This window comes from Blautia sp. RTP21359st1_E11_RTP21359_211015, assembly GCF_040910705.1.
GTDB classification, from domain to species: Bacteria; Bacillota; Clostridia; order Lachnospirales; family Lachnospiraceae; genus Blautia_A; species Blautia_A fusiformis.
The window spans coordinates 91,942-111,764 of record NZ_JBDGAB010000002.1 but is presented as its reverse complement, the minus strand read 5'-3'; the positions used below and the strand labels follow the sequence as shown (position 1 = coordinate 111,764).

The following is a 19,823-nucleotide window of genomic DNA, read 5'->3' as shown; positions in this document are numbered from 1 at the left end:
GAAATGTTTTATTTTTCCTGTTCTTTTTTAGCCTTTGTGTGTGCCAGCAGGCTGTCGTTCCATTCATAGAACTTATAAAGCTGCATATTCTGGCCAAAGGTCACTTCCTTGTTTCCTTCGATGGAAATCTCAACTTTGTCCACATCTGTTGCCGCGATCAGCGTATTTACCACCGAATACACGGCAATCTGTTCCGAAACATCCAGCGCATAATCCTGAAATACGGAATTATAATCCACATAGCAGATTCCGTTTGCTCTCGTCAGCGAAAGTACCTCTGAATTCTCCGGTATTGTAGGATAATGTCCTTTTTCCAGCGGACCTCTTGCAAGCTGCTCCAGAACCACCGTAGCCTTCGGAAGATTTCGTCTGTAGCGGACACTTCTCTGTTCCGCTACCAGTTTATCTCCGTTTTTATTTGTGAAATACAAAGTAAAGGTGTCATAGCTGTACACATCCCCATCGGATCCGGAAAACTCCACAAAGGTGTCGTTGTTCATGGCTCCCACTTCTTCACCTCTGGTATCTGTCAGCGGCTTTTTACCCACATAGATCTCCACAGAATCTACTCCTGGAACCTGTAAAAAGATCTTCACTATACCTGCCCGCACCAGAAGTTCCCTGGTACGTGACATTTTATCATAGGCCTCATTGAATTCTACGTTCAGGACTCCATCCTGTATAGAATAAGAAGAAATCTTTACCCCATCCGGAAAAAGTGAGATTCCGTCTTCCCGGGTCTCACGGTTATTCAGACTCTCTGAAAAATTGCGCAGCATCACTTCTGTTGTTTCCTTCTCCGGAGTATATTTTTCTTCTTTCAGTCTCGTTTCATCGCTGTTGATATAATAAAATCTATACTGCTGTTCTTCGTTTTTATTTCTTCCCGACAAACCTATGAAAGCAACCAGACCAAAAAGGATGCAGGCAGCGGCCACACAGATGATCAAAATCGTTTTTTTCATGCTGTACCTCCTAGGACGGGATATAGGACAGCGGGATCTTCACGGTAAATGTGGTTCCCTCGCCCTCTTTGCTGGATACCTTGATGATCCCATGATGCATGGCTATAGAACTTCTTGTAATAGCAAGTCCAAGACCGGTTCCGCCGATCTCTCTGGAATGGGATTTATCCACACGATAAAAACGCTCAAAGATCCGTTCAATGGAATCTTCCGGTATTCCCAGGCCGGAATCTGCAACCGTCACATAGAAATCCTTATGATCCGCATCCAGTGTTACGCGGACCCATCCCTCATCTACATTGTATTTGATGCCATTTTCGACCAGGTTACTGATGGCAAGGGTAAATTTCACCTCATCCACATCTGCGGTTACCGGTCGGAACGAATCCAGGATCAGGTCAATCCTTCTCTGATCTGCAATAGGACGGAGACGCTTCAGGATATTCTCCAGCAGCTCATTGATATTCATATTACGGATATTCATATCTGCTGCTTTTTTGTCCATTTTTACTAGGGAGAGCAGATCGGTGATGATCTTGTTCTCTCTGTCAATCTCTTCTGTGATATCAGAAAGAAATTCCTGATACAGTTCCTCCGGAACCCCCTGCTGTCCTACCAGCGAATCCGCCAGAACCTTCATTGAAGTCATAGGTGTCTTCAGCTCATGAGACACATTGGATACAAACTCCTGTCTGGATTCATCCAACGTCTTCATTCTGGAAAGCATCTTGTTAAATGCATCTGTGATCAAAGCTGTCTCTGTATAATCCGGTACCGAGATCTCCTCATTCTGATATCCGTCTGTAAGGTCCTCGATTGCTTTCGTTACCCTAGCAAATGGCTTCACCAGGATCGTGGAAAGAATATACCCAAGAAAAATGGCCAGCACTACAATGATACCGATGATCAGAATCCCTTTCTGCTCCAGTTCATGGATGGTTGCTGTCACCTCACTGGAAGATGCCATGATCATCATGGCACCCTGCACCTGTTTTACATCCGGACTTTTTACCGGAACTGCCAGGATCAGCTTCTGGCTGTCAGAATCATATTGGTAGGCATCTTCTCCTTTAAAACAGTTCAATACTTTCTGGGAAACCAGAGTCCTGCCCTCATCCACGCCATAGGTATCCTTGATGATCCTGAAATCCCTGTCTACAATGAGAATCCTGCCACCATAGCTGTTGGACAGTAATTCCAGCTTGCTGTTCACCGTCTGAGAGCTGGTGTCATTCAGATAATTCTCCTTGATCAGCAGGTCGCACATGATGTCACAGATGTTCTCCATGCTCTGCACACGGTTGGCAATGGCACGATCTTCATAGTTGGCAATGACCATTTCCGTTACGATGACACTCGGTACGATTCCCAGTATGATCAGGATGATCAGAATACGAAAGCGGAGACTTTTGAAAAATTTGCCGTTCTTTTTGAACTTCACAGGTTATGCCTGGAAATAGTAGCCCACACCCCATTTGGTGTGTACATATTTCGGCTCACTGGGATTGGCCTCGATCTTTTCTCTCAGGCGGCGGATATGTACATCTACGGTACGGACATCTCCCGGATATTCATAGCCCCATACGATATTCAGAAGATTTTCTCTGCTGTATACCTTGTTCGGATTGAATACCAGCAGTTCCAACACATCAAATTCCTTGGCTGTGAGGTTGATCTCTTTTCCGGAGATAAATACGCGGCGTCCTTCGCAGTCCAGCTTCAGTTCTCCGACTTCCACAGTCTTGGCCTTCTCCTGCTTGTCCTGTTTGCTGCCTGCACGGCGGATGATCGCCTTGATGCGGGCTTTGACTTCCAGGATATTGAAAGGCTTGGTGACATAATCATCAGCTCCGTATTCCAGACCCAGGATCTTATCCATATCTTCTCCTTTTGCTGTAAGCATGATGATCGGAACATTGGAAAATTCACGGATCTGCTGGCATACCTCAAGACCGTCCATTTTTGGAAGCATCAGGTCAAGAAGGATGATATCGTACTCTCCTGCTTTTGCTTTTTCCAGTGCTTCCTCTCCGTCATAGGCACAGTCCACTTCCATTCCGTCCTGCTCCAGACTGAAGCGAAGTCCCTTGACAATCAGTTTCTCATCATCTACTACCAATACTTTCCTGCTCATTTAGCGCTCCTTACTTTATTGCTATTTTATCCTTTATCTTCTCATAGGTTCCTTCTTTGATGCCTGGTACATTCATGATATCCTCTGCTGAAGTAAAGGGACCGTTCTCTTCCCTGTAAGCGATGATCGCCAGGGCCTTGGACTCCCCTACACCTGTGAGAGTAGTAAGCTGGGATACATCAGCGGTGTTCAGATCGATCTTCTGCTCTGTGGAAGATGCAGTCTCAGCTTCACCGGAATCCTCTCCGGCGGATTTCTGTCCGCTCGCCGTTTCGGTACTGTTTTCTGCTGTGACTTCCGATCCATCCTGGGTAGCTGCGATCCGCTGGCTGTCCACCTCCGCCTGGGTAGGCACATAAACCTGCTGTCCATCGGAAAGTCCCTTAGCACGGTTGAGATAGCTTGCCGCAGCTTCCGGAAGATATCCTCCGGCCTGCTCGATAGCCTGAAAAACACGGCTGCCATATGGAAGCTCATAGACTCCCGGGCTGGTCACTGCTCCACATATATCTACATAAATGGTCTGAGGGGTGTCTGAGATCTCCGGCAGCTGTTTTTCAACCTCCGGAGCCGGTTCCTCCGCAGACTCATTCTGTTTCTTCTGTGATATATCTGCCACAGCCCCTGCGGATGCCTTCCCGGATACTTCACTTTCCGTATCCTTCGGTTCTTCCTGCTCTGCATCCATTCCGGATGCTTCCGTACTTTCTTCCTGCACCAGTTCTTTCTCCATAAATTCTGTTCCGTCATCCTTACAGCCTGTCAGCCCTGCCAGGATCTGTAACAAAAATATGGAAAAAACAAGCCGAACACTTCTGATATGTGATCTTATTTTCATAGGTAGGCGGTTCACTCCTTTCCGCCGATGTGGCGGCAGGTGCCCCGTTACTCATGCAAAACCATACCTTATTTTAACGAAGTATTACAAATATTACAATACTTTTATTTCTATTTCCATTTGAAAATAACCACACCTGCAATACAGATCAGCATTCCCAACAACTTTCTCCACTGAAAATCTGCTCTTTCCACACCGAAAATCCCCAGCAATTCTATAAGATAGGCCACCGCAAGCTGAGAAATGACAATAAGCATAACCGCCCGCGCAGGCCCCAGACTTCCCATACTCCGGATCACTGTGATAGTGATAAATGCACCGATCACTCCTCCGAGTAAATTATATTTATCCTCTACCTGCCACAGCATGCCGATACTTTCTCTGCCTGTAAAAAACCATGCTGCCACACAGACCAGAAATGCAGAAAACTGTACCCAGCCGGTTGAAACCCACAGACTGGTCTGTTTTGTTACATTTGTGTTAAATACCCCTTGAATACTCATCAGTGCACCTGAGATCAGTGCTGACAAAAATCCCCACATAAAAATCCCTCCATATATACTCCATTTCCGGTATTACTGCCGGAAAAAGGCGCTGCATATTTCTGCAACGCCTTTACGGTTTCTTATAGTTTATGTTGTTTTTCTGAAATTATTCCGGAAAATATTTTCTGAGATATATCCTTCCGGAAAACGCAATATGCGGCATCTCATAAAAAATGGCTGTTTTCGGACAGATCGGACGATAGAGTGGGTCTGCCACAATGATCCTGGCTGTTTTCAGCTTTTCTTCCATGGCTTCCTCGCCACAGATGGCTTCATCTCCCTTGCGCAAAAGTCCCTCTGTGATCTCCAGCGGACAGAGCAGCTGAACCTTTTTTCCGTATTTCTGCTCTATGACTGCTGCCAGGGAGCCCATGGTAACCGGTTCTCCGATGATGGTAATGTCCGGTACGGAAAAAAATATCTCATCTTTGTCGGGCATTTCCCTGCTTTCTCCTGAATGGTCAGATACTGCTGACAGACTGTTCCTTCCCTGAAAATAGATTACCTGCTCCGGAGTTACTTTCCACAGTTCCTCCTGTTTCCCTAATATCTGCCCTCCGCTTTCCTCTGCGGAGTCATCCTTCTTATTTACCCACTCTCCACAGGATCTATCCGCGATCCGCTCAAGTGCATCTGAAATCTGTCCCTCATAGCCTTCCACAGGATTCCCCACGAGAAATGGCGTACCGAATTTTTCTTTCAGCACATTGGCCGCCGGGATTCCCACAGAGGATACCACAAGGTTTACCGCTGCTTCACCGGCACGGGACAAAGCTTCCAGCGTATCCCCCATAGCCCAGGTGGAAAGTATCTCCCAGCCATAGTTTTCCAGACGTTTTTTCATGGCATCTACTGCAGACTGCGGGCCAAGATCGAGGGGTGTTGCTCCAAGAAGATTTAATTTCCTGCTTCTCTTCTCTGTAGATCTTTCCGCAGATCCCGTCGGTACTTCTAAACACCTTCCGGTTTTCTCTGCTGCTCCTGTGAAATGTCCTGCGATTTCCGCCAGTGCCAGCCCTGCTCCGTATACATAGTCGTGCATGCCGCTGGTCGGAACCGAAAATACCGGAATTTCGGTCCTTGCTGTAAGTGCACGGGCCAGTCCCTGAAAATCTGTTCCGTTCATAAAGGGGATCGGTGAACTTGCAAGTGCAATAAATTTCGGTTTCAGCTCCTTTGCCGCCTCTTCGATATCTTGAAGAAATTTCTCATCATTTCCCATAATGGCATCGATATCCGTAAGACCTGAGATAAAGATCAGACTGTCCTGGTCGTACCACCGGATCTCATCATGGGTATTATAGGTAGAATTACAGCCGGAGGGATCATGCATCACTGTCATTCCTCCAAGCTCATACAACGCGGAGCAGACACCAGACACGTCTGCCGTGTAGATTGGTATGATCCGATATGCCTGTCTCATATGCAGCTTTCGCACCCCCATCCCTTTCGAACGATCAGATCCTCCGGAGCTTTTTCCTCATTAAATGCCTCCAGCATCAGCTGTGCAGTACGTCTGATACCGTCAAAGCCCCAAAGCCCGCCACCCTGTACCATATTGACAAAATTCCGGCTTCCGGTAAACCAGGCTGCTTTTTGTCCAACGGCAAGGATTTTTCCGGAATGCTGCCGTGGCCGCACTCTCATCTCCGGGCGGACAGTCGAAATCAACATGAGTTCCGGGTAATTCTCCTTCAGCCAGAAAAATACTTCTTTTTCTTCCGGGCTGATACTGTCCATAAAAACGGACTGTACCTGAAATCCATGGGTAAGGAGAAGCTTTGCAAGTCCCAGAGGTCTTGGATGAAAAAGATAATCCACAGCTATGGGAGTGTCACCGATGATCTGGTGTGCATGGGAAAGAGCCTCCTCGCATTTTCGGATCTCCGTTTTGATATCCAGGCCATTTTTACCGCAGCTGTGCTGATCCAGCAGCTCCAGCAAATGCTTTTCCTGTGTCTCTATCTCCTCATAGTCAAAGCTTCCGGGCAGGTATAAAAACGGCCTTCCAAGTCTCTCCGCCTGCTGCTGTACTCCGAATTTTCCTGCCGGATAACAGTTAAGGATCAGGCTTCCCTCTCCCAGGCTCTGATAATCCTCCCAGGTCTTACAGGCCGGTGCTTCACGGAGACGGATTCCGTTCTTTTTCAGGATCCGGCAGATATCTGCACTCTCATCCAACACAAAATCACTGCCCAGGACTGTGACACATTCCGGATCAGCTTTCCTCTCCGGTACTGCATCATACATGGCACGGCGCAGCTTCTGATCCGGAGTCGGACCTGTTTTCTGCATGACAGGATCCATAAAGCATCGCATAAAAAAGATCTCCGGAAATCTTTCTTCCAGTTCTCCGTAGATGCGGTCCAGATCACTTCCCAGAAAATGATGAAGACACACGGTAAAAAGCAGGACTGCCTTTGGCTTCTCATCCAGCCGGTTCAGAATATCCGTCACTCCTTCAATGGTCACATCCTCCAGATTTCCGCCCAGAAGATCCTTTTCCTCCACGATCACAAAGGAAAAACGGTCTGCCGCATTCATCTCTGCGGCAGTCAGCACAACGCCACGCATGCAGTTATCCGCACAGACGTAGATCTGCCTTGCTTCCGGAACCAGCATTCCCGTATGTACGATATTCCAGTTTCCATGGACTGGTGAATTAAATTCCAGCCCCGGCTGAAAGGGAACCGGAAAAGAGGCTTCCTTTATAAATATTTCTGTTTTTCCCGAAAGCTCTCTGTTACCAACTCTTTTTAACATGAGTCTTCCTCCCTGCATGCATTCAGGATCTGCTCGGCCAGTGTCCGGTACTCCTCTGCCATCTCACAATCCGGATAAGCTTCCAAAAGAGTTTTTCCTCGATTCTCTGCTTCCAGGACCAGTTCACTTCTGGAAAGCGTTCCCACTACCCGCGTATGAAAATCCTCTGCCAGCTCCCGGACTTTTTCTTCCTCTCCCGGCACGTTCCGCCGGTTCAGGATCACGCCGCCAAGAGATGCATATCCTCTGTTTCTGAAATTATCCACTGCCATGGCAATATTTGCCCCTGCATGGATGGCCATGTTTTCTCCGGAGGTGATGATAAATACCTTATCTGCATACCCCTTTCGCATGGGCATGGAAAATCCACCGCAGACAACATCTCCCAGTACGTCATAAAAAACAATGTCCGGTTTATAGGTCTCATAGGCTCCGTTTTCCTTAAGCTTCTCGAGAGCAGTAATGATACCTCTTCCCGCACATCCAAGCCCCGGTGCAGGACCGCCGGCTTCCACACAGACTACACCCCCATATCCGATCTGCACCATATCCGTAAGCTTCAGCTCCTGGCGTTTTTCGTTATACAGCTCCAGCACTGTGGGAACCTTTTTTCCATGCCTGAGAAGGATCGTGGAATCTGCCTTGGGATCACAGCCAATCTGCATCACTTTCATTCCTTTTTCCGCAAGGGCTACTGCCACATTGGAAACCGTAGTAGATTTTCCGATGCCGCCCTTTCCGTATACCGCAACTTTTATCATTTTCTGTCCTCCGCTTTTGTGATCACATTGGAATATGCCGTTTTGGCGGAAACTCCACTGAGGTGGCCGATCTTTCCGGATAAGGAGCTGATCACATCCTGTGGTGCGTCAATGGCAATACTGATGATATTGATGCCTTTTTCCCGGTAAGGGATCCCCATTCTCCCGATAATATATTTTCCCGCTTCATGAAGAAAACGGTTGATATCATCGATCACGTCATTGTTTTCCACAATGATCGAGATCAATGCCACTCTTGTCTCCATAAGATCTGACTCTCCTTTCCGATATTATCAGCAGATCCTCGGCAGAAGCTCTCCTCCCGGCTGCGGAAGAAGTGCCTGCGTTCCGATCTCCGTAGTCATGACAACCTTTCCCGGCTGGTCTTCCGTAACTTCACCGATAATGGCTGCGTCCCTGGAATAAGGACATTTACGCAGTGCTTCCACGATCCTTCCTGCCTCTTCCTTTGGTGCCATGATCACCATTCGTCCCTCACATGCCAGATAAAGCGGCTCCAGGCCAAGCATGCCGCAAACACCCTTTACCTCCGGAGCTACCGGAACAGCTGCTGCATCCAGGCGGATCCCTACGTTACTCTGTCCTGCGATCTCGTAAAGAACCGTTCCGACACCACCTCTTGTGGCATCACGGATCACATGAATGTTATGGGTGGCATCCAATACATCTTTTACAGCTCCCCACAGCGGTGCGCAGTCACTTGTCACATCTGCGTCAATGCCGAAATCCTCTCTTGCCAGAAGAATGGTGCATCCATGTCTTCCCACATCACCGGTTACAATAATGGCATCTCCCGGTTTTGCCAGCTCACCGCCTACCTGAACGCCCTCCTGGATCTCACCCATTCCGGTTGTTGTGATAAACACACCGTCAACCTGACCTTTTCCTGCCACCTTAGTATCTCCGGAAACAATACGCACTCCGGCTTCTTTTGCTGTTTTTTCCATGGCTGCGGCGATCTCCTCCAGCTTCTCCATGGGAAAACCCTCCTCAATGACAAAAGCGCAGGTAAGATACATCGGTTTTGCTCCCATACAGGCAAGGTCATTAACGGTTCCGCAGATGGAAAGCTTGCCGATATTTCCCCCCGAAAAAAATGCCGGAGAAACAATAAATCCATCGGTGGATACTGCCATTTTTCCTGCAGGCGGAACCAGCACGGCCGCATCATCGGCTGTGAGATCCGGGTTTGCAAAATGCGCTTTGAATACTTCATCGATCAGTTCTGAGGTCTGACGGCCTCCGGCACCGTGTGCCATGGTCACTGTTTTATTTTCCATAATATTATCTTCTTTCTATGCTGGGTCAAAGGAATTTCATATCGGTTTCATCCTGTCAGATTTTCCGGATACGATCCTTCGTTTGTACTATATGTAATGTATCATGTTTCGCAGTCCATTAAAGCGGACATCAGTTTCCGTACATAAAATATGCGGAACATGCTCCTTCATTGGATACCATACAGGCACCTACCGGATGCTGCGGGGTACAGACCTTTCCGAATACCTTACAATCTGATGGCCTGCATTTTCCCTGAAGCACATCCCCACAGCGACAGGCCGGATTTGGCCTGCCCTGGATCGACGGCACTGCATATTTTTTTCTGGCATCAAAGGCTTCCCACTCCTTCCGGAGCACCAGCCCGGACCCCGGGATCACACCCAGACCGCGCCATTCAGAATCGCAGGGCTCCATCAGTTCATCGATCAGCTTCTGTGCCTCCGGGCTTCCCTCACTTTTTACCACACGGGGATAGCAATTCACAAAGAACGGTTTTCCTTCCTGAAAACGTACCAGTGCAACAGCCAGTGCCGTAAGCAGCTCCTTCGCTGTAAAGCCTGCCACCACACCACTGATGCCTTCCTCTGCCAGATGCTCGCAGAGCGCAGTTCCTGTGATCGCATTGACATGTCCGGGATAAAGGAACACATCCGCACTGCTCTTTAATGCCTGATAAGCCTGGGGCATGGTCTTGTTTGCCACAAGGAGCGAATAATTGGAAAGTCCGTCCTCTCCGGCCTTTTTCACGGAAAGACAGCCAGCAGGCGTGGTGGTCTCAAAGCCAACGGAAAGAAATACCACCTGCTCTTTTGGATGCTCTTTCGCATATTTTTCTGCATCTGCCGGTGAATAGACGATCCGTATCCTGGCGCCTTCTGCCCTGGCATCTGCAAGGCTTTTCTTTGTTCCCGGTACGCGGACAAGATCACCGAATGTGCAGATCGTCACCTGTTTTTCCAGAGCAAGATAAACGGCCTCGTCAATAAACCCTACCGGTGTTACACAGACCGGACATCCCGGTCCTGAGATCAGCTCCACCTGCGGCGGCAGAAGCTTGCGGATCCCCAGACGGAAGATCTCGTGGGTATGTGTTCCGCAGACCTCCATGATCCGCACCGGCGGCCCCTGATATCCTTCTATGATCTCTCTTGCTGTTTTTTTCCTCTCTTCCATCACAGCAGTTCCTCCATCAGCTGGTCTGTCTCTTCCTCGTCATCATCGGTGATCTTTGCAATGGCAACACCTGCATGCACCATCACATAATCCCCCGGCTCCAGGTCTCCCAGGAGCTGGGCGGAAACCTCTCTCTTTGCGCCGCCTGCATCCACCACTGCTGTTCCGTCACTGATCTTTACTACTTTTGCTGATAATCCTACACACATATCTGTGCCTCCCATCCTGCATTTCTGCTGTATGCTCCATGCGTTATCATAAAACATTTTTGATCCGTATCTGCATGATCTCGTCTATATTTATCTGTGCCGCTGCACATAAGCCATCCCATACACCGCCTGTCCCAGTGCGATCCCTCCGTCATTCGGCGGGATCAGGCTGTGCTTCAGAACTTTAAACCCCATTTCCGTAAGGCCGTCATCTACCAGCTCCAGAAGCAGCCGGTTCTGAAAGACACCGCCACTTAATGCCACTTTCCGGATTCCGGTCTGCCTCTCTGCTTCCTCACAAGCTGCAAGGATCTTATCTGCCAGTGCCCGGTGAAATCCATAAGCCAGCTTCCCGGGATCCTCTCCTGCAAGCCTTGCCCGGACCAGATATGCAACGATCTCACCTGTATTTAAAATAAATTTTCGTTCATCTTCAGACGCTTCTGAGATGCCTGTGCCTTCCGGAATGTCTTCCTTTTCTGACATCCGTATCTTCAGATTTTCTTCCGGATTTTTCTTCTGCATCTCCCGCTGCTTTCTCCAGGCCTCCGCCGCAAATTCCAGTGCTGTGGACGCTTCTCCCTCAAAGGTGGACGCTCTCCGGATCCCCAGGATCGCACTGACTCCGTCAAAAAGTCTTCCTGCACTGGTGGAAGTCACGGCATTGATCTTCCGCTGTGCCATAGTCACCAGTACCTTTGCTTCCTGACCTGTGCAAAGTCCCAGTTTACGGACAGTGTCCAGGGTTTTTTCCAGATTTCCCGTATTCTGCCAGATCAGGGAAACGGCGATCCGCCAGCCTTCTTTTGCGGAAATATCTCCGCCAACCTGGACAAAGGGTTCTATACTTCCAAGCCTTGTAAATCCTTGACAGTCTGCAACCAGGAGCTCTCCGCCCCAGATGGTTCCATCGGTTCCATAGCCTGTTCCGTCAAAGGAAACCCCTATTACCTTTTCTTCGCAGTCATTTTCTGCCATGCAGGATAAAATGTGTGCATAATGATGCTGCACCCTCAGAACCGGAAGCCCTAGCTCCTCTGCCACCACTGTGGAATTATATTTAGGATGAAGATCACAGACCACTACCTCCGGCTGCACCTCCAGAAGTGTTTCCAGCCGCCCGATCGTTTCCTTCAGGGCTTTTACCGTTCGAAGATCCTCCAGATCTCCCACATAAGGGGAAGGATAAAAACGGTTATCCACACCAATGCAGAAGGTGTTCTTAAGTTCTCCACCTGCTGCGATCACCTGGCCCTTCCAGGGTGTGGAGACCATAAACGGAAGAGGCGCATACCCGCGGGAACGGCGGATCATATAGGGTTCACCCTTATAGAAATCCATCACCGAATCGTCGGCCCGGATACGTATCTTCCTGTTGTGGGAAAGAATGCAGTCACAGAGATGGGAAAGCTCCTCTGCCGCCTCCTCATCATCTCTGCAGATCGGCGCCCCGGAAGTATTTCCGCTGGTCATTACCAGAAGCCCGGGCATCCGGATCCCATCATCGTAATGAAAAAGAAGCAGCTGAACCGGTGCATAGGGAAGCATGACACCCACCTTGGGATTCCCGGGTGCAATGCTCTCACAAAGCCTCGTTTCTCCCGGCAGCTTATCCAACAGCAGGATCGGCTTTTGATGACCGGTAAGGATCTTCTCCTGTTCCTCGCTGACCTTACAGATCTTCTTCACAGCTTCCATATCCTGTGCCATCACTGCAAAAGGCTTCACCGGACGCCGTTTCCGCTGCCGCAGCCGCTGTACAGCCTCCTCACTGGTAGCATCACAGCAAAGGTGAAAACCACCGATCCCTTTGATGGCCACGATCCCGCCGGAAGCAATGATCTTCCTTGTATAAGTGATAGCCTCCCGTCCCCGTTCCTCTCTTCCCGCCAGGTATACCTCAGGGCCGCAGTCATTGCAGCACACCGGCTGGGCATCATAGCGTCTGGTATCCGGATTATGGTACTCATCCGCACAGGAGGGACACATGGGAAATTCCTTCATACTGGTCCGTTCACGGTCATAAGGAAGCGAATCCAGGATCGTCAGTCTCGGACCGCAGCAGGTACAGTTGATAAAGGGATGCAGATACCGCCTGTTTTCCGGATCAAACATCTCCGCCTTACATTCATCGCAGATCGCGATATCCGGGGAGACAAAGATCTCCCCCTTTGTCTTCTCACTTTCGATGATATCAAACTGTGTAAATTTCTCCGGCTCCTCCACCGGTTCTTCAAGAAGCTTCAGGATAGCTGCACGCTTCGGTGGCTTATTCCCGATATCTGCGATAAAGGCATCCACATCCTGCTGCTTACCCTGAGCAAAAATCTCCACATAGGGTCCTTTATTGGACACACTGCCACGGATTCCTCTTGCCATAGCATGACGGCTCACCGTAGGGCGAAATCCCACTCCCTGTACGATCCCGTAAACACGGATCATTTTCGTAATTTCCCGCTCCATATGTTTCTCCATTCCCTGCAGCTATTTCCACTGATCCGGCTGCAGCATGCATGTAACTTTATGTCCTGCCCTTATGGTCTACCTGCATTTTCCGGATACCGCAAAATGCACTGTATCCACAAACACTCCTGAAAAAGCCTTTGTCATCCGCTTCATACATGGGTCTGCAAAGATCACGTCATATCCGCCCTTCTCTGCCAGTTCCATGTAATCTTCCTCATCCCTTAATGACACATCGCCCTCCTCCAGGAGATCTTTTTCCATGGAAAACCAGCTTGCCACGGTGAGCTCTCCGTCCGCACCACGTTTCCGTAGCTCCTCTCTTATGGAACCGGCCATCACCTGCTGCTGCACGATGAGAATCTTTTTTCCTGTATAATCCATATCAGGAACCAGCTCTTCCGCCAGAGGATATCCCACCTCATAAGGTGTTCCGAAGGTTTTCTCCAGATATCTGGCACATTCCAGTGCCGCAGGAGAAACCACGATATTTTTTTCCACAGAGGAGGCTTTTTTTACCTCATCAAGCCCGTCTCCCATTCCGTAGCAGACTGCTCTCTGTCCTCTGGCACGGAATTTTTCACGGATCTTGTCTGCTGCTTTCAGGTCACTGACATCCTGAGGTGTCATTCCGAGAACTCCTGTCTTACCAGCCTCCACAGGCAGCTTTTCCCGGGCAAAGGCTTTAAAAAGCTCCAGATAAGCCTTCCGCTCTCCCGCATCATAAAGCTCCATTCCGTTGGTATTTACTGCAAGCACCGGAAGATCTGTTTTCTTCTCGCACATCCGCCGCAGTGCCTGATGATCCGTTCCGATCACAGCAGGTACCGGTGTTCCGATAATGGCTGCAAAGCCTGCCTCCACCTTTACTGCTGCATCCACAAGCTTGGCAACCAGGCGGTCATCCCGTCCCAGGATGGCATCCATATCCCGAAGTCCTGCACTGAATACCGCGCTTTTCTGTTCAAACCATCTTGGTTCATCAAAGCCGCAGACATTTCCCGCACATCCTCCTGCATCACAGATCACGATGATACCGCCAAGCTCATACAGCACTGACACAGCTCCGGACTGATCCGGTGCAAAAGGTGTCAGATATTTCCGAAGTCCTCTCATACCTTTTCTCCCTTCTGCAAAACTTTCTCTGTCAGTGTCTCAAACAGCCTGCGTACCCCTGCATAGCCATAGGGCTGCCGGTCCTGATTCCACACGGCATTTGGCTGATCCCGGTGATAATATCCTGCATCCTTTCCTATGGTAAGGTTCACTCCGCTCCCGGACGGATCGTAATACAGCATGGTGGGTTCCATATTGGAAAAAACCTTTGTATTCGGACTCAATTCCGCAAGATGCCGTATGTATACAAAATTCTCGGCTGTGATGGTTCCGTAGATCTCCGGCACCCGGAAACCATACCGCACCAGGGCAAGGGCCAGCTCAAAGGGATCTCCGTTCATGCACTCCCCTACAGCAAAAGACGCATCCGGACAGACCTCCCGGAATCGCTCCACAGCCTCTTCTGCTGCTTTTTTATACACTTCCTGATCAAAAGAGACTCCAAGAACCTGTCCCAAGGCACGATACTGATTTTCGATCTTATCTGTCTGGTAGAGCCTCCGAAGCTCAATAAAAGGAATCTTCAGCCGATCATGAAAATCCTCCGCTGCAAACCTTGCTTCCGGATGAAGCACCAGATTAAAATTGGCCTGTGACATGGTTTGATATTCTTCATAATCCTTACATCTTGAGATCTCATGGATGGTCTTTACGCCTGCCTGCTGCAGCAGCTCATACATCTCACAGTCATCAACCAGCGGCGAAAAAAATCCCAGAAGATTGACCACATTTCCCTTTTTCTTCTGTGGCTCAAGGAGGGAGTATAAGGACTGGCGCACATGGACCATAGGCGGCTTTCTGCCCTCACGTGTCAGTGCGTACATGTAACAGGGACGCACCGGAATATCCACCTTTTCCTCTGCCTTCCGGCAGACACGTTCCATATCCGTTCCCAGAAGTGCATCCACACAGGTGATACAGATCATTACCACAGACGGCTTCTTCTCACAGCAGTCGCAGATCTCTTTTACCGCTTTCGGGATCTTTTTCAGGTGACGGCCTGTAACAATATCCGTCTCGTCCATCATCAGATAAAAAAATCGATCATTGTACTCCGGCATGGAGCTGATAAGAGAAGTATTTCTTCCGCAGCATCCCGGTGCCACGATCAGCATAATGGAATCCGGCACTGCAAGCCCGGCCCGCTTTACGCCAAAGCCCTCCGCTCCCGGAGAGTTAAATGCCAGAGTTGCCGGAGAGCTGTAGATCAGATGCTTCCCGGAGATCATCTGCGGAGGGATCGCTTCCAGCCCGCCCCGGGCCAGTTCTTCTGCAGTTGCAAAATATGCTTCCTTCTTCATATATCCTCCTTCTCCGTTTCTTCACTTTCCAATAGCTTCCTCGCCAGTGCAAAAAATTTCTCACTGATCTCAGAATTCTCATCTCCCTCGATCACCGTTTTGCCCTGATCCTCCCATCGGATGATCTCGTCACTTCTCGGGATCTCACCCACGACCGGGATATTATTTTTTTCTGCAAAAGTATTTACTTTTTCCGTTTCATTCTCCACATTCCTGTGATTCAGCACGATCCCGAAGATCCTCGCATAACTTCGATCCTCAAAATTCCGCACAGCACTGGAAATATTATTGGCTGCATAGAGTGCCATTTTCTCTCCGGATGTGACAATGAGTACTTTTTCCGCATAGCCCTCCCGGATCGGTGCCGCAAAACCGCCGCATACTACATCTCCAAGAACATCGTAAAGCACTACATCCGGCTTCCAGGTCTCAAAAAGCTTCAGATCCTCCAGAAGCTGAAAGGTTGCGATGATACCTCTGCCTGCACAGCCAAGTCCCGGCGTGGGGCCGCCTGTCTCAATGCAGAGGACTCCACCAAAACCCTCCTTTGAAATATCCTCCAGCTTTTCCGGCTCCTCATCCTCTTCCCGCATATAATTCATTACCGGCCGCAGAGGTTCTCCCCCAAGAAGATTGATGGTGGAATCCGCCTTGGGATCACAACCGATCTGGATCACTCTCTTCCCCATGGCTGCAAAAGCCGCCGCCAGGTTGGACGTCACTGTAGACTTTCCGATACCGCCCTTTCCGTATACTGCTACCTTCAGCATAAAATCCTCCCTAATTCATTCTGTCCGCTCCCGCAGGTATTTTTCATAAAAAAAGCTCTTTCACGCACAAGGTGAAAGAGTCCCGTATTCCGCTCACAAAACAAAGTCAAGCGGATATTCGCGATCCGCATTTGCTGCTTGTTCATAACCGAATAACTGCTTCGCAGCTGATTCGGTTAAGCTGTGCCGGATGAACAACGATTCCTGCTCGGATATTCCTTGCCGTCAAAGTCTGTTTCCTGCTGTATTTTGTTTTAATGACTCATCCGGATAGAAAGAAAATATTTCGTTCCGTCTGAATTTTTCTATTTTTATTATACAATGGTGTACATTAGTGAGTCAATTGCAACTCTGACTTTTTATACAAAAAAAGACCCCAAGGCGAAATATTTTTAAGCATTTCGCCGAGAAGTCTCTTCTCTGATCTGCCGGCTCAGAAGCCGCGGCAAAGTTATTCTTATGATAAAGCTTTACTGGATAGAAACTACGTGATATCCTCTGTCTTCCACTACCTTCTTAAGCTCTTCGTTGGAGATCTCTCTGTCGTAGGAAACCACTGCCTCACTTTTTTTCAGGCTTACTTTTGCTGCCGCACCGTCAATGCGGTTGATCGCTCTTGTGACGCTGGCCACACAGTTCTCACAGTGCATGCCTGTGATCTTCATGGTTTTCTCACCCAGCTTGGTTCCATCCAGCTTCTTCTTCGGGATCTCCGGCTTGCTGCCGCCTCCGCAGCAGGCGCCTTCGCCCTTCAGATGTTTATATGCGCCTTTTCCGGCAAACAGCATAATGATGATAACAACGATGACAACAATTGCATTTGCCATGATTTCTTTCCCTCCTGGTTACTTATGCATTCCACTGCAGCCGGAGCAGCCGGAACAATGACCGGAGCAGCTGCCGCCACAGCCACCTGTACGTGTGTTACCGGCACAGCCGACACAGCTGAGCCCCTGTTTCTTTCTTGAATAGAGATAACTGACCACAAATACGCCATATGCGATCACCAGTGCCAGTACAATAATATCCGCTATCATACTCATATCTGTCACCCTTTCTTTCGCTGTACAGCCTGTGAACTGCTGCCAGCCTCTGATAAATACTTTTGTAAAAAAACTTCCATATTTCTTCAGGCTTATTATAGCACAGAAGACCAGGTATTTACATCCCCGGTCTCCTGCATTTCTTATCATTTCAGCTGTTCTTACAGCATCATTTCAAAGCTATCATATGTACCGGATCGTTACTGTATGACCGGTTTTCAATTACTCTGCTGCCTGTACAGATCTCTTTGTAACATCGTTCTGGTTCTTGTACGGATCTGGTCTGAACAGAAGGAAGAGCAGGATCGCTGCAAGGATCAGCGCTACGATCGTTCCAATTCCGAAGGAACCGGCACCTGTGACAACAAGACCGATCTGGTATACACAAAGTGTTACAACATAAGCAAAAATGTTCTGGAAGAGAATTGCAAACCAGAACCATTTTCTGGACTGCATCTCATGTGCCATTGTAGAAATAGCTGCAAGGCACGGAGAGTCAAGCAGGTTGAACAGCAGGAAAGAAAATGCTGCTACTGCTGTCGGGAACCATGCTTTGATCGCTGCACCAACGATCATGGTATCCTCTGCATCATCACCAGCTACGTTTGCAAGAACACCCATTGTACTTACGATGGACTCTTTTGCGGAGAATCCGGAGATGGAGGCTGCAACCGGCTGCCATTTGCCAAATCCAAGAGGAGCAAAGATCGGAGCAAGGATACCGCCAAGGATAGCCATGATACTGTCGTTGCTGTCCTCAACAAATCCGATTCCGCTTCCTGTATTTCCAATGCTGGAAAGGATCCACATGATAACGGTTGCAAGGAAAAGAATGGTACCGGCTTTGATGATGAAGCCTTTCAGTCTCTCCCAAACATGAAGCAGAACTGTCTTTACAGACGGAATGTGATACTGTGGAAGCTCCATTACGAACGGGGCAGGTTTACCGGAGAACGGTTTTGTTTTCTTCAGGATGATCGCAGATACAAGAACTGCTACAACACCGATAAAGTACATCAGTGGTGTGATGAAACCAGCAGCTACGTAGTCACCGGTTACATAAGCTGTCATGATACCACCCATAAGAGCGATAACCGGAAGCTTGGCACCACATGGAATAAATGTCGCTGTCATGATCGTCAGACGACGGTCATTATCTGCCTCGATCGTTTTGGAAGCCATGATTCCAGGGATTCCACAGCCGGAGGAGATAAGAAGCGGGATAAAGCTCTTTCCGGAAAGTCCGAAATGACGGAATACACGGTCCATGACGAACGCGATACGAACCATGTAACCGCAATCCTCAAGGATGGAAAGGAACAGGAACAGGATCGCCATCTGCGGAACGAATCCAAGCACTGCACCAAGACCACCGATGATACCATCTGATACAAGGCTTACCAGCCAGTCCGCAACGCCGGCATTGCCGAGTCCATCCGATACAACACCCTGGATGGCTCCCACAAAGCTGTCGTTTGTCCAGTCTGTTACCATGGTACCAACTGTTGTTACCGATACATAATAAACGATAAACATGGTAAGGATAAAGATCGGAAGACCGAGAATACGGTTTGTTACGATACGGTCGATCTTATCGGAAACTGTCATCTTATTTCCGCTTCTCTTAACGTTTGCGGAAACAACCTTCTGGATGTACTGATATCTTCCGTCCGTTACGATACTCTCTGTATCATCATCCTCTGTCTTTTCAAGCTCAGAAGCGATCTCCTCGATCCTTGACTGTGCAGAAGCCGGAAGGTTCAGACCTTCTTTTACCTTGCTGTCTCTCTCAAGAAGCTTTACTGCATACCATCTCTTGTTCTCCTCAGCGATGTTTGCAGGAACAAGTCCCTCGATCTCGTTTACAGCCTTCTCAACTGCTTTCGGGAATTCCATCTGCTTAGATGGTACTCTGTGCTGGTTTGCACATTTGATCGCCTCATCAACAACCTCTTTAAGACCTGTTCCCTTAAGAGCAGAGGTCTCAACGATCGGGCATCCAAGCGCGGAGCTTAAGCCTTTTACATTGATATGGATATTGTTCTTCTTCAGAAGATCCACCATATTAAGAGCGATAACAACCGGGATACCGATCTCAAGAAGCTGTGTTGCAAGATACAGGTTTCTCTCGATGTTTGTTGCATCCACAAGATCGATGATCACATCCGGTTTCTCTTTCAGAAGGTAATCACGGCTGACAACCTCCTCAAGTGTATACGGGGAAAGTGAATAGATACCCGGAAGGTCTGTTACCGTTACATCCTTCTGGTTTTTCAGCTTACCCTCTTTTTTCTCTACAGTAACACCTGGCCAGTTACCAACGTACTGGTTTGCGCCTGTAAGAGCATTGAACATTGTAGTCTTACCACAGTTCGGGTTTCCGGCAAGAGCTATTGTTACAGACATTTTGCATCCTCCTTTTTTCAGGTCAGAGCCTGAC

19 protein-coding genes are annotated in these 19,823 nt (G+C 48.8%); all 19 read right to left on the bottom strand.

The window, feature by feature from the left end:
* Positions 1-8: 8 nt before the first annotated feature.
* Positions 9-965, bottom strand: coding sequence for a GerMN domain-containing protein (locus AB5026_RS01305; RefSeq protein WP_178818350.1), 957 nt, complete (start codon positions 963-965; stop codon positions 9-11).
* Between the two features lie 10 nt (positions 966-975).
* Entirely contained in the window at positions 976-2,406 is a 1,431-nt protein-coding gene (locus AB5026_RS01300; RefSeq protein WP_021651567.1) for a cell wall metabolism sensor histidine kinase WalK, read from the bottom strand.
* Positions 2,407-2,409: 3 nt separating this feature from the next.
* Positions 2,410-3,099: a response regulator transcription factor gene (locus tag AB5026_RS01295; RefSeq protein ID WP_015525979.1), complete on the bottom strand. Its 690-nt coding sequence runs from the start codon at positions 3,097-3,099 to the stop codon at positions 2,410-2,412.
* A gap of 10 nt (positions 3,100-3,109) precedes the next feature.
* Positions 3,110-3,937, bottom strand: a complete 828-nt coding sequence (locus AB5026_RS01290; RefSeq protein WP_178818348.1) for a ComEA family DNA-binding protein — start codon at positions 3,935-3,937, stop codon at positions 3,110-3,112.
* Between the two features lie 110 nt (positions 3,938-4,047).
* The gene (locus AB5026_RS01285; protein WP_118513181.1) at positions 4,048-4,479 is read right to left on the bottom strand and encodes a DMT family transporter; all 432 of its coding nucleotides are present in this window, start codon (positions 4,477-4,479) and stop codon (positions 4,048-4,050) included.
* A gap of 109 nt (positions 4,480-4,588) precedes the next feature.
* Positions 4,589-5,905, bottom strand: a complete 1,317-nt coding sequence (locus AB5026_RS01280; protein WP_022426405.1) for a nitrogenase component 1 — start codon at positions 5,903-5,905, stop codon at positions 4,589-4,591.
* Positions 5,902-7,245 carry a nitrogenase component 1 gene (locus AB5026_RS01275; protein ID WP_368212611.1) on the bottom strand — a complete coding sequence of 448 codons (1,344 nt, stop codon included), beginning with the start codon at positions 7,243-7,245 and terminating at the stop codon, positions 5,902-5,904. Before AB5026_RS01275 ends, AB5026_RS01280 begins: the two co-directional genes overlap by 4 nt.
* Positions 7,239-8,006 carry a nitrogenase iron protein NifH gene (locus AB5026_RS01270; RefSeq protein WP_147603256.1) on the bottom strand — a complete coding sequence of 256 codons (768 nt, stop codon included), beginning with the start codon at positions 8,004-8,006 and terminating at the stop codon, positions 7,239-7,241. The genes AB5026_RS01275 and AB5026_RS01270 overlap by 7 nt, the downstream gene beginning before the upstream one ends.
* Entirely contained in the window at positions 8,003-8,272 is a 270-nt protein-coding gene (locus AB5026_RS01265) for a TM1266 family iron-only hydrogenase system putative regulator (RefSeq protein ID WP_021651574.1), read from the bottom strand. Before AB5026_RS01265 ends, AB5026_RS01270 begins: the two co-directional genes overlap by 4 nt.
* Before the next feature lie 27 nt (positions 8,273-8,299).
* Entirely contained in the window at positions 8,300-9,307 is a 1,008-nt protein-coding gene (hypE, locus tag AB5026_RS01260) for a hydrogenase expression/formation protein HypE (protein ID WP_147603257.1), read from the bottom strand.
* A 130-nt stretch (positions 9,308-9,437) separates the two neighbouring features.
* Positions 9,438-10,481 (bottom strand): hydrogenase formation protein HypD, encoded by a 1,044-nt coding sequence (gene hypD, locus AB5026_RS01255; RefSeq protein ID WP_147603258.1) that lies wholly within the window; start codon positions 10,479-10,481, stop codon positions 9,438-9,440.
* The gene (locus tag AB5026_RS01250; protein WP_022426401.1) at positions 10,481-10,690 is read right to left on the bottom strand and encodes a HypC/HybG/HupF family hydrogenase formation chaperone; all 210 of its coding nucleotides are present in this window, start codon (positions 10,688-10,690) and stop codon (positions 10,481-10,483) included. Before AB5026_RS01250 ends, hypD begins: the two co-directional genes overlap by 1 nt.
* A 90-nt stretch (positions 10,691-10,780) precedes the next feature.
* The gene (gene hypF / locus AB5026_RS01245; RefSeq protein ID WP_368212610.1) at positions 10,781-13,153 is read right to left on the bottom strand and encodes a carbamoyltransferase HypF; all 2,373 of its coding nucleotides are present in this window, start codon (positions 13,151-13,153) and stop codon (positions 10,781-10,783) included.
* Between the two features lie 78 nt (positions 13,154-13,231).
* Entirely contained in the window at positions 13,232-14,269 is a 1,038-nt protein-coding gene (locus AB5026_RS01240) for a nitrogenase component 1 (RefSeq protein WP_173739778.1), read from the bottom strand.
* Positions 14,266-15,570 (bottom strand): nitrogenase component 1, encoded by a 1,305-nt coding sequence (locus AB5026_RS01235; RefSeq protein ID WP_173758553.1) that lies wholly within the window; start codon positions 15,568-15,570, stop codon positions 14,266-14,268. Before AB5026_RS01235 ends, AB5026_RS01240 begins: the two co-directional genes overlap by 4 nt.
* Positions 15,567-16,340, bottom strand: a complete 774-nt coding sequence (locus AB5026_RS01230) for a P-loop NTPase (RefSeq protein ID WP_173758552.1) — start codon at positions 16,338-16,340, stop codon at positions 15,567-15,569. The genes AB5026_RS01235 and AB5026_RS01230 overlap by 4 nt, the downstream gene beginning before the upstream one ends.
* 470 nt (positions 16,341-16,810) lie before the next feature.
* Positions 16,811-17,167, bottom strand: coding sequence for a heavy-metal-associated domain-containing protein (locus AB5026_RS01225; protein WP_303005705.1), 357 nt, complete (start codon positions 17,165-17,167; stop codon positions 16,811-16,813).
* Positions 17,168-17,185: 18 nt separating this feature from the next.
* Positions 17,186-17,533, bottom strand: coding sequence for a FeoB-associated Cys-rich membrane protein (locus AB5026_RS01220; RefSeq protein ID WP_015525996.1), 348 nt, complete (start codon positions 17,531-17,533; stop codon positions 17,186-17,188).
* A 72-nt stretch (positions 17,534-17,605) separates the two neighbouring features.
* Positions 17,606-19,789: a ferrous iron transport protein B gene (gene feoB, locus AB5026_RS01215; protein ID WP_368212609.1), complete on the bottom strand. Its 2,184-nt coding sequence runs from the start codon at positions 19,787-19,789 to the stop codon at positions 17,606-17,608.
* Positions 19,790-19,823 lie beyond the last annotated feature (34 nt).

Excerpts from the sequence above, each read along its gene's own strand:
- AB5026_RS01305 (WP_178818350.1), bottom strand. The coding sequence starts at position 965 with ATGAAAAAAACGATTTTGATCATCTGTGTGGCCGCTGCCTGCATCCTT.
- AB5026_RS01295 (WP_015525979.1), bottom strand. The coding sequence starts at position 3,099 with ATGAGCAGGAAAGTATTGGTAGTAGATGATGAGAAACTGATTGTCAAG.
- AB5026_RS01290 (WP_178818348.1), bottom strand. The coding sequence starts at position 3,937 with ATGAAAATAAGATCACATATCAGAAGTGTTCGGCTTGTTTTTTCCATA.
- AB5026_RS01285 (WP_118513181.1), bottom strand. The coding sequence starts at position 4,479 with ATGTGGGGATTTTTGTCAGCACTGATCTCAGGTGCACTGATGAGTATT.
- AB5026_RS01280 (WP_022426405.1), bottom strand. The coding sequence starts at position 5,905 with ATGAGACAGGCATATCGGATCATACCAATCTACACGGCAGACGTGTCT.
- AB5026_RS01275 (WP_368212611.1), bottom strand. The coding sequence starts at position 7,245 with ATGTTAAAAAGAGTTGGTAACAGAGAGCTTTCGGGAAAAACAGAAATA.
- AB5026_RS01270 (WP_147603256.1), bottom strand. The coding sequence starts at position 8,006 with ATGATAAAAGTTGCGGTATACGGAAAGGGCGGCATCGGAAAATCTACT.
- AB5026_RS01265 (WP_021651574.1), bottom strand. The coding sequence starts at position 8,272 with ATGGAGACAAGAGTGGCATTGATCTCGATCATTGTGGAAAACAATGAC.
- hypE (WP_147603257.1), bottom strand. The coding sequence starts at position 9,307 with ATGGAAAATAAAACAGTGACCATGGCACACGGTGCCGGAGGCCGTCAG.
- hypD (WP_147603258.1), bottom strand. The coding sequence starts at position 10,481 with ATGGAAGAGAGGAAAAAAACAGCAAGAGAGATCATAGAAGGATATCAG.
- AB5026_RS01250 (WP_022426401.1), bottom strand. The coding sequence starts at position 10,690 with ATGTGTGTAGGATTATCAGCAAAAGTAGTAAAGATCAGTGACGGAACA.
- hypF (WP_368212610.1), bottom strand. The coding sequence starts at position 13,153 with ATGGAGCGGGAAATTACGAAAATGATCCGTGTTTACGGGATCGTACAG.
- AB5026_RS01240 (WP_173739778.1), bottom strand. The coding sequence starts at position 14,269 with ATGAGAGGACTTCGGAAATATCTGACACCTTTTGCACCGGATCAGTCC.
- AB5026_RS01235 (WP_173758553.1), bottom strand. The coding sequence starts at position 15,570 with ATGAAGAAGGAAGCATATTTTGCAACTGCAGAAGAACTGGCCCGGGGC.
- AB5026_RS01230 (WP_173758552.1), bottom strand. The coding sequence starts at position 16,340 with ATGCTGAAGGTAGCAGTATACGGAAAGGGCGGTATCGGAAAGTCTACA.
- AB5026_RS01225 (WP_303005705.1), bottom strand. The coding sequence starts at position 17,167 with ATGGCAAATGCAATTGTTGTCATCGTTGTTATCATCATTATGCTGTTT.
- AB5026_RS01220 (WP_015525996.1), bottom strand. The coding sequence starts at position 17,533 with ATGATAAGAAATGCAGGAGACCGGGGATGTAAATACCTGGTCTTCTGT.
- feoB (WP_368212609.1), bottom strand. The coding sequence starts at position 19,789 with ATGTCTGTAACAATAGCTCTTGCCGGAAACCCGAACTGTGGTAAGACT.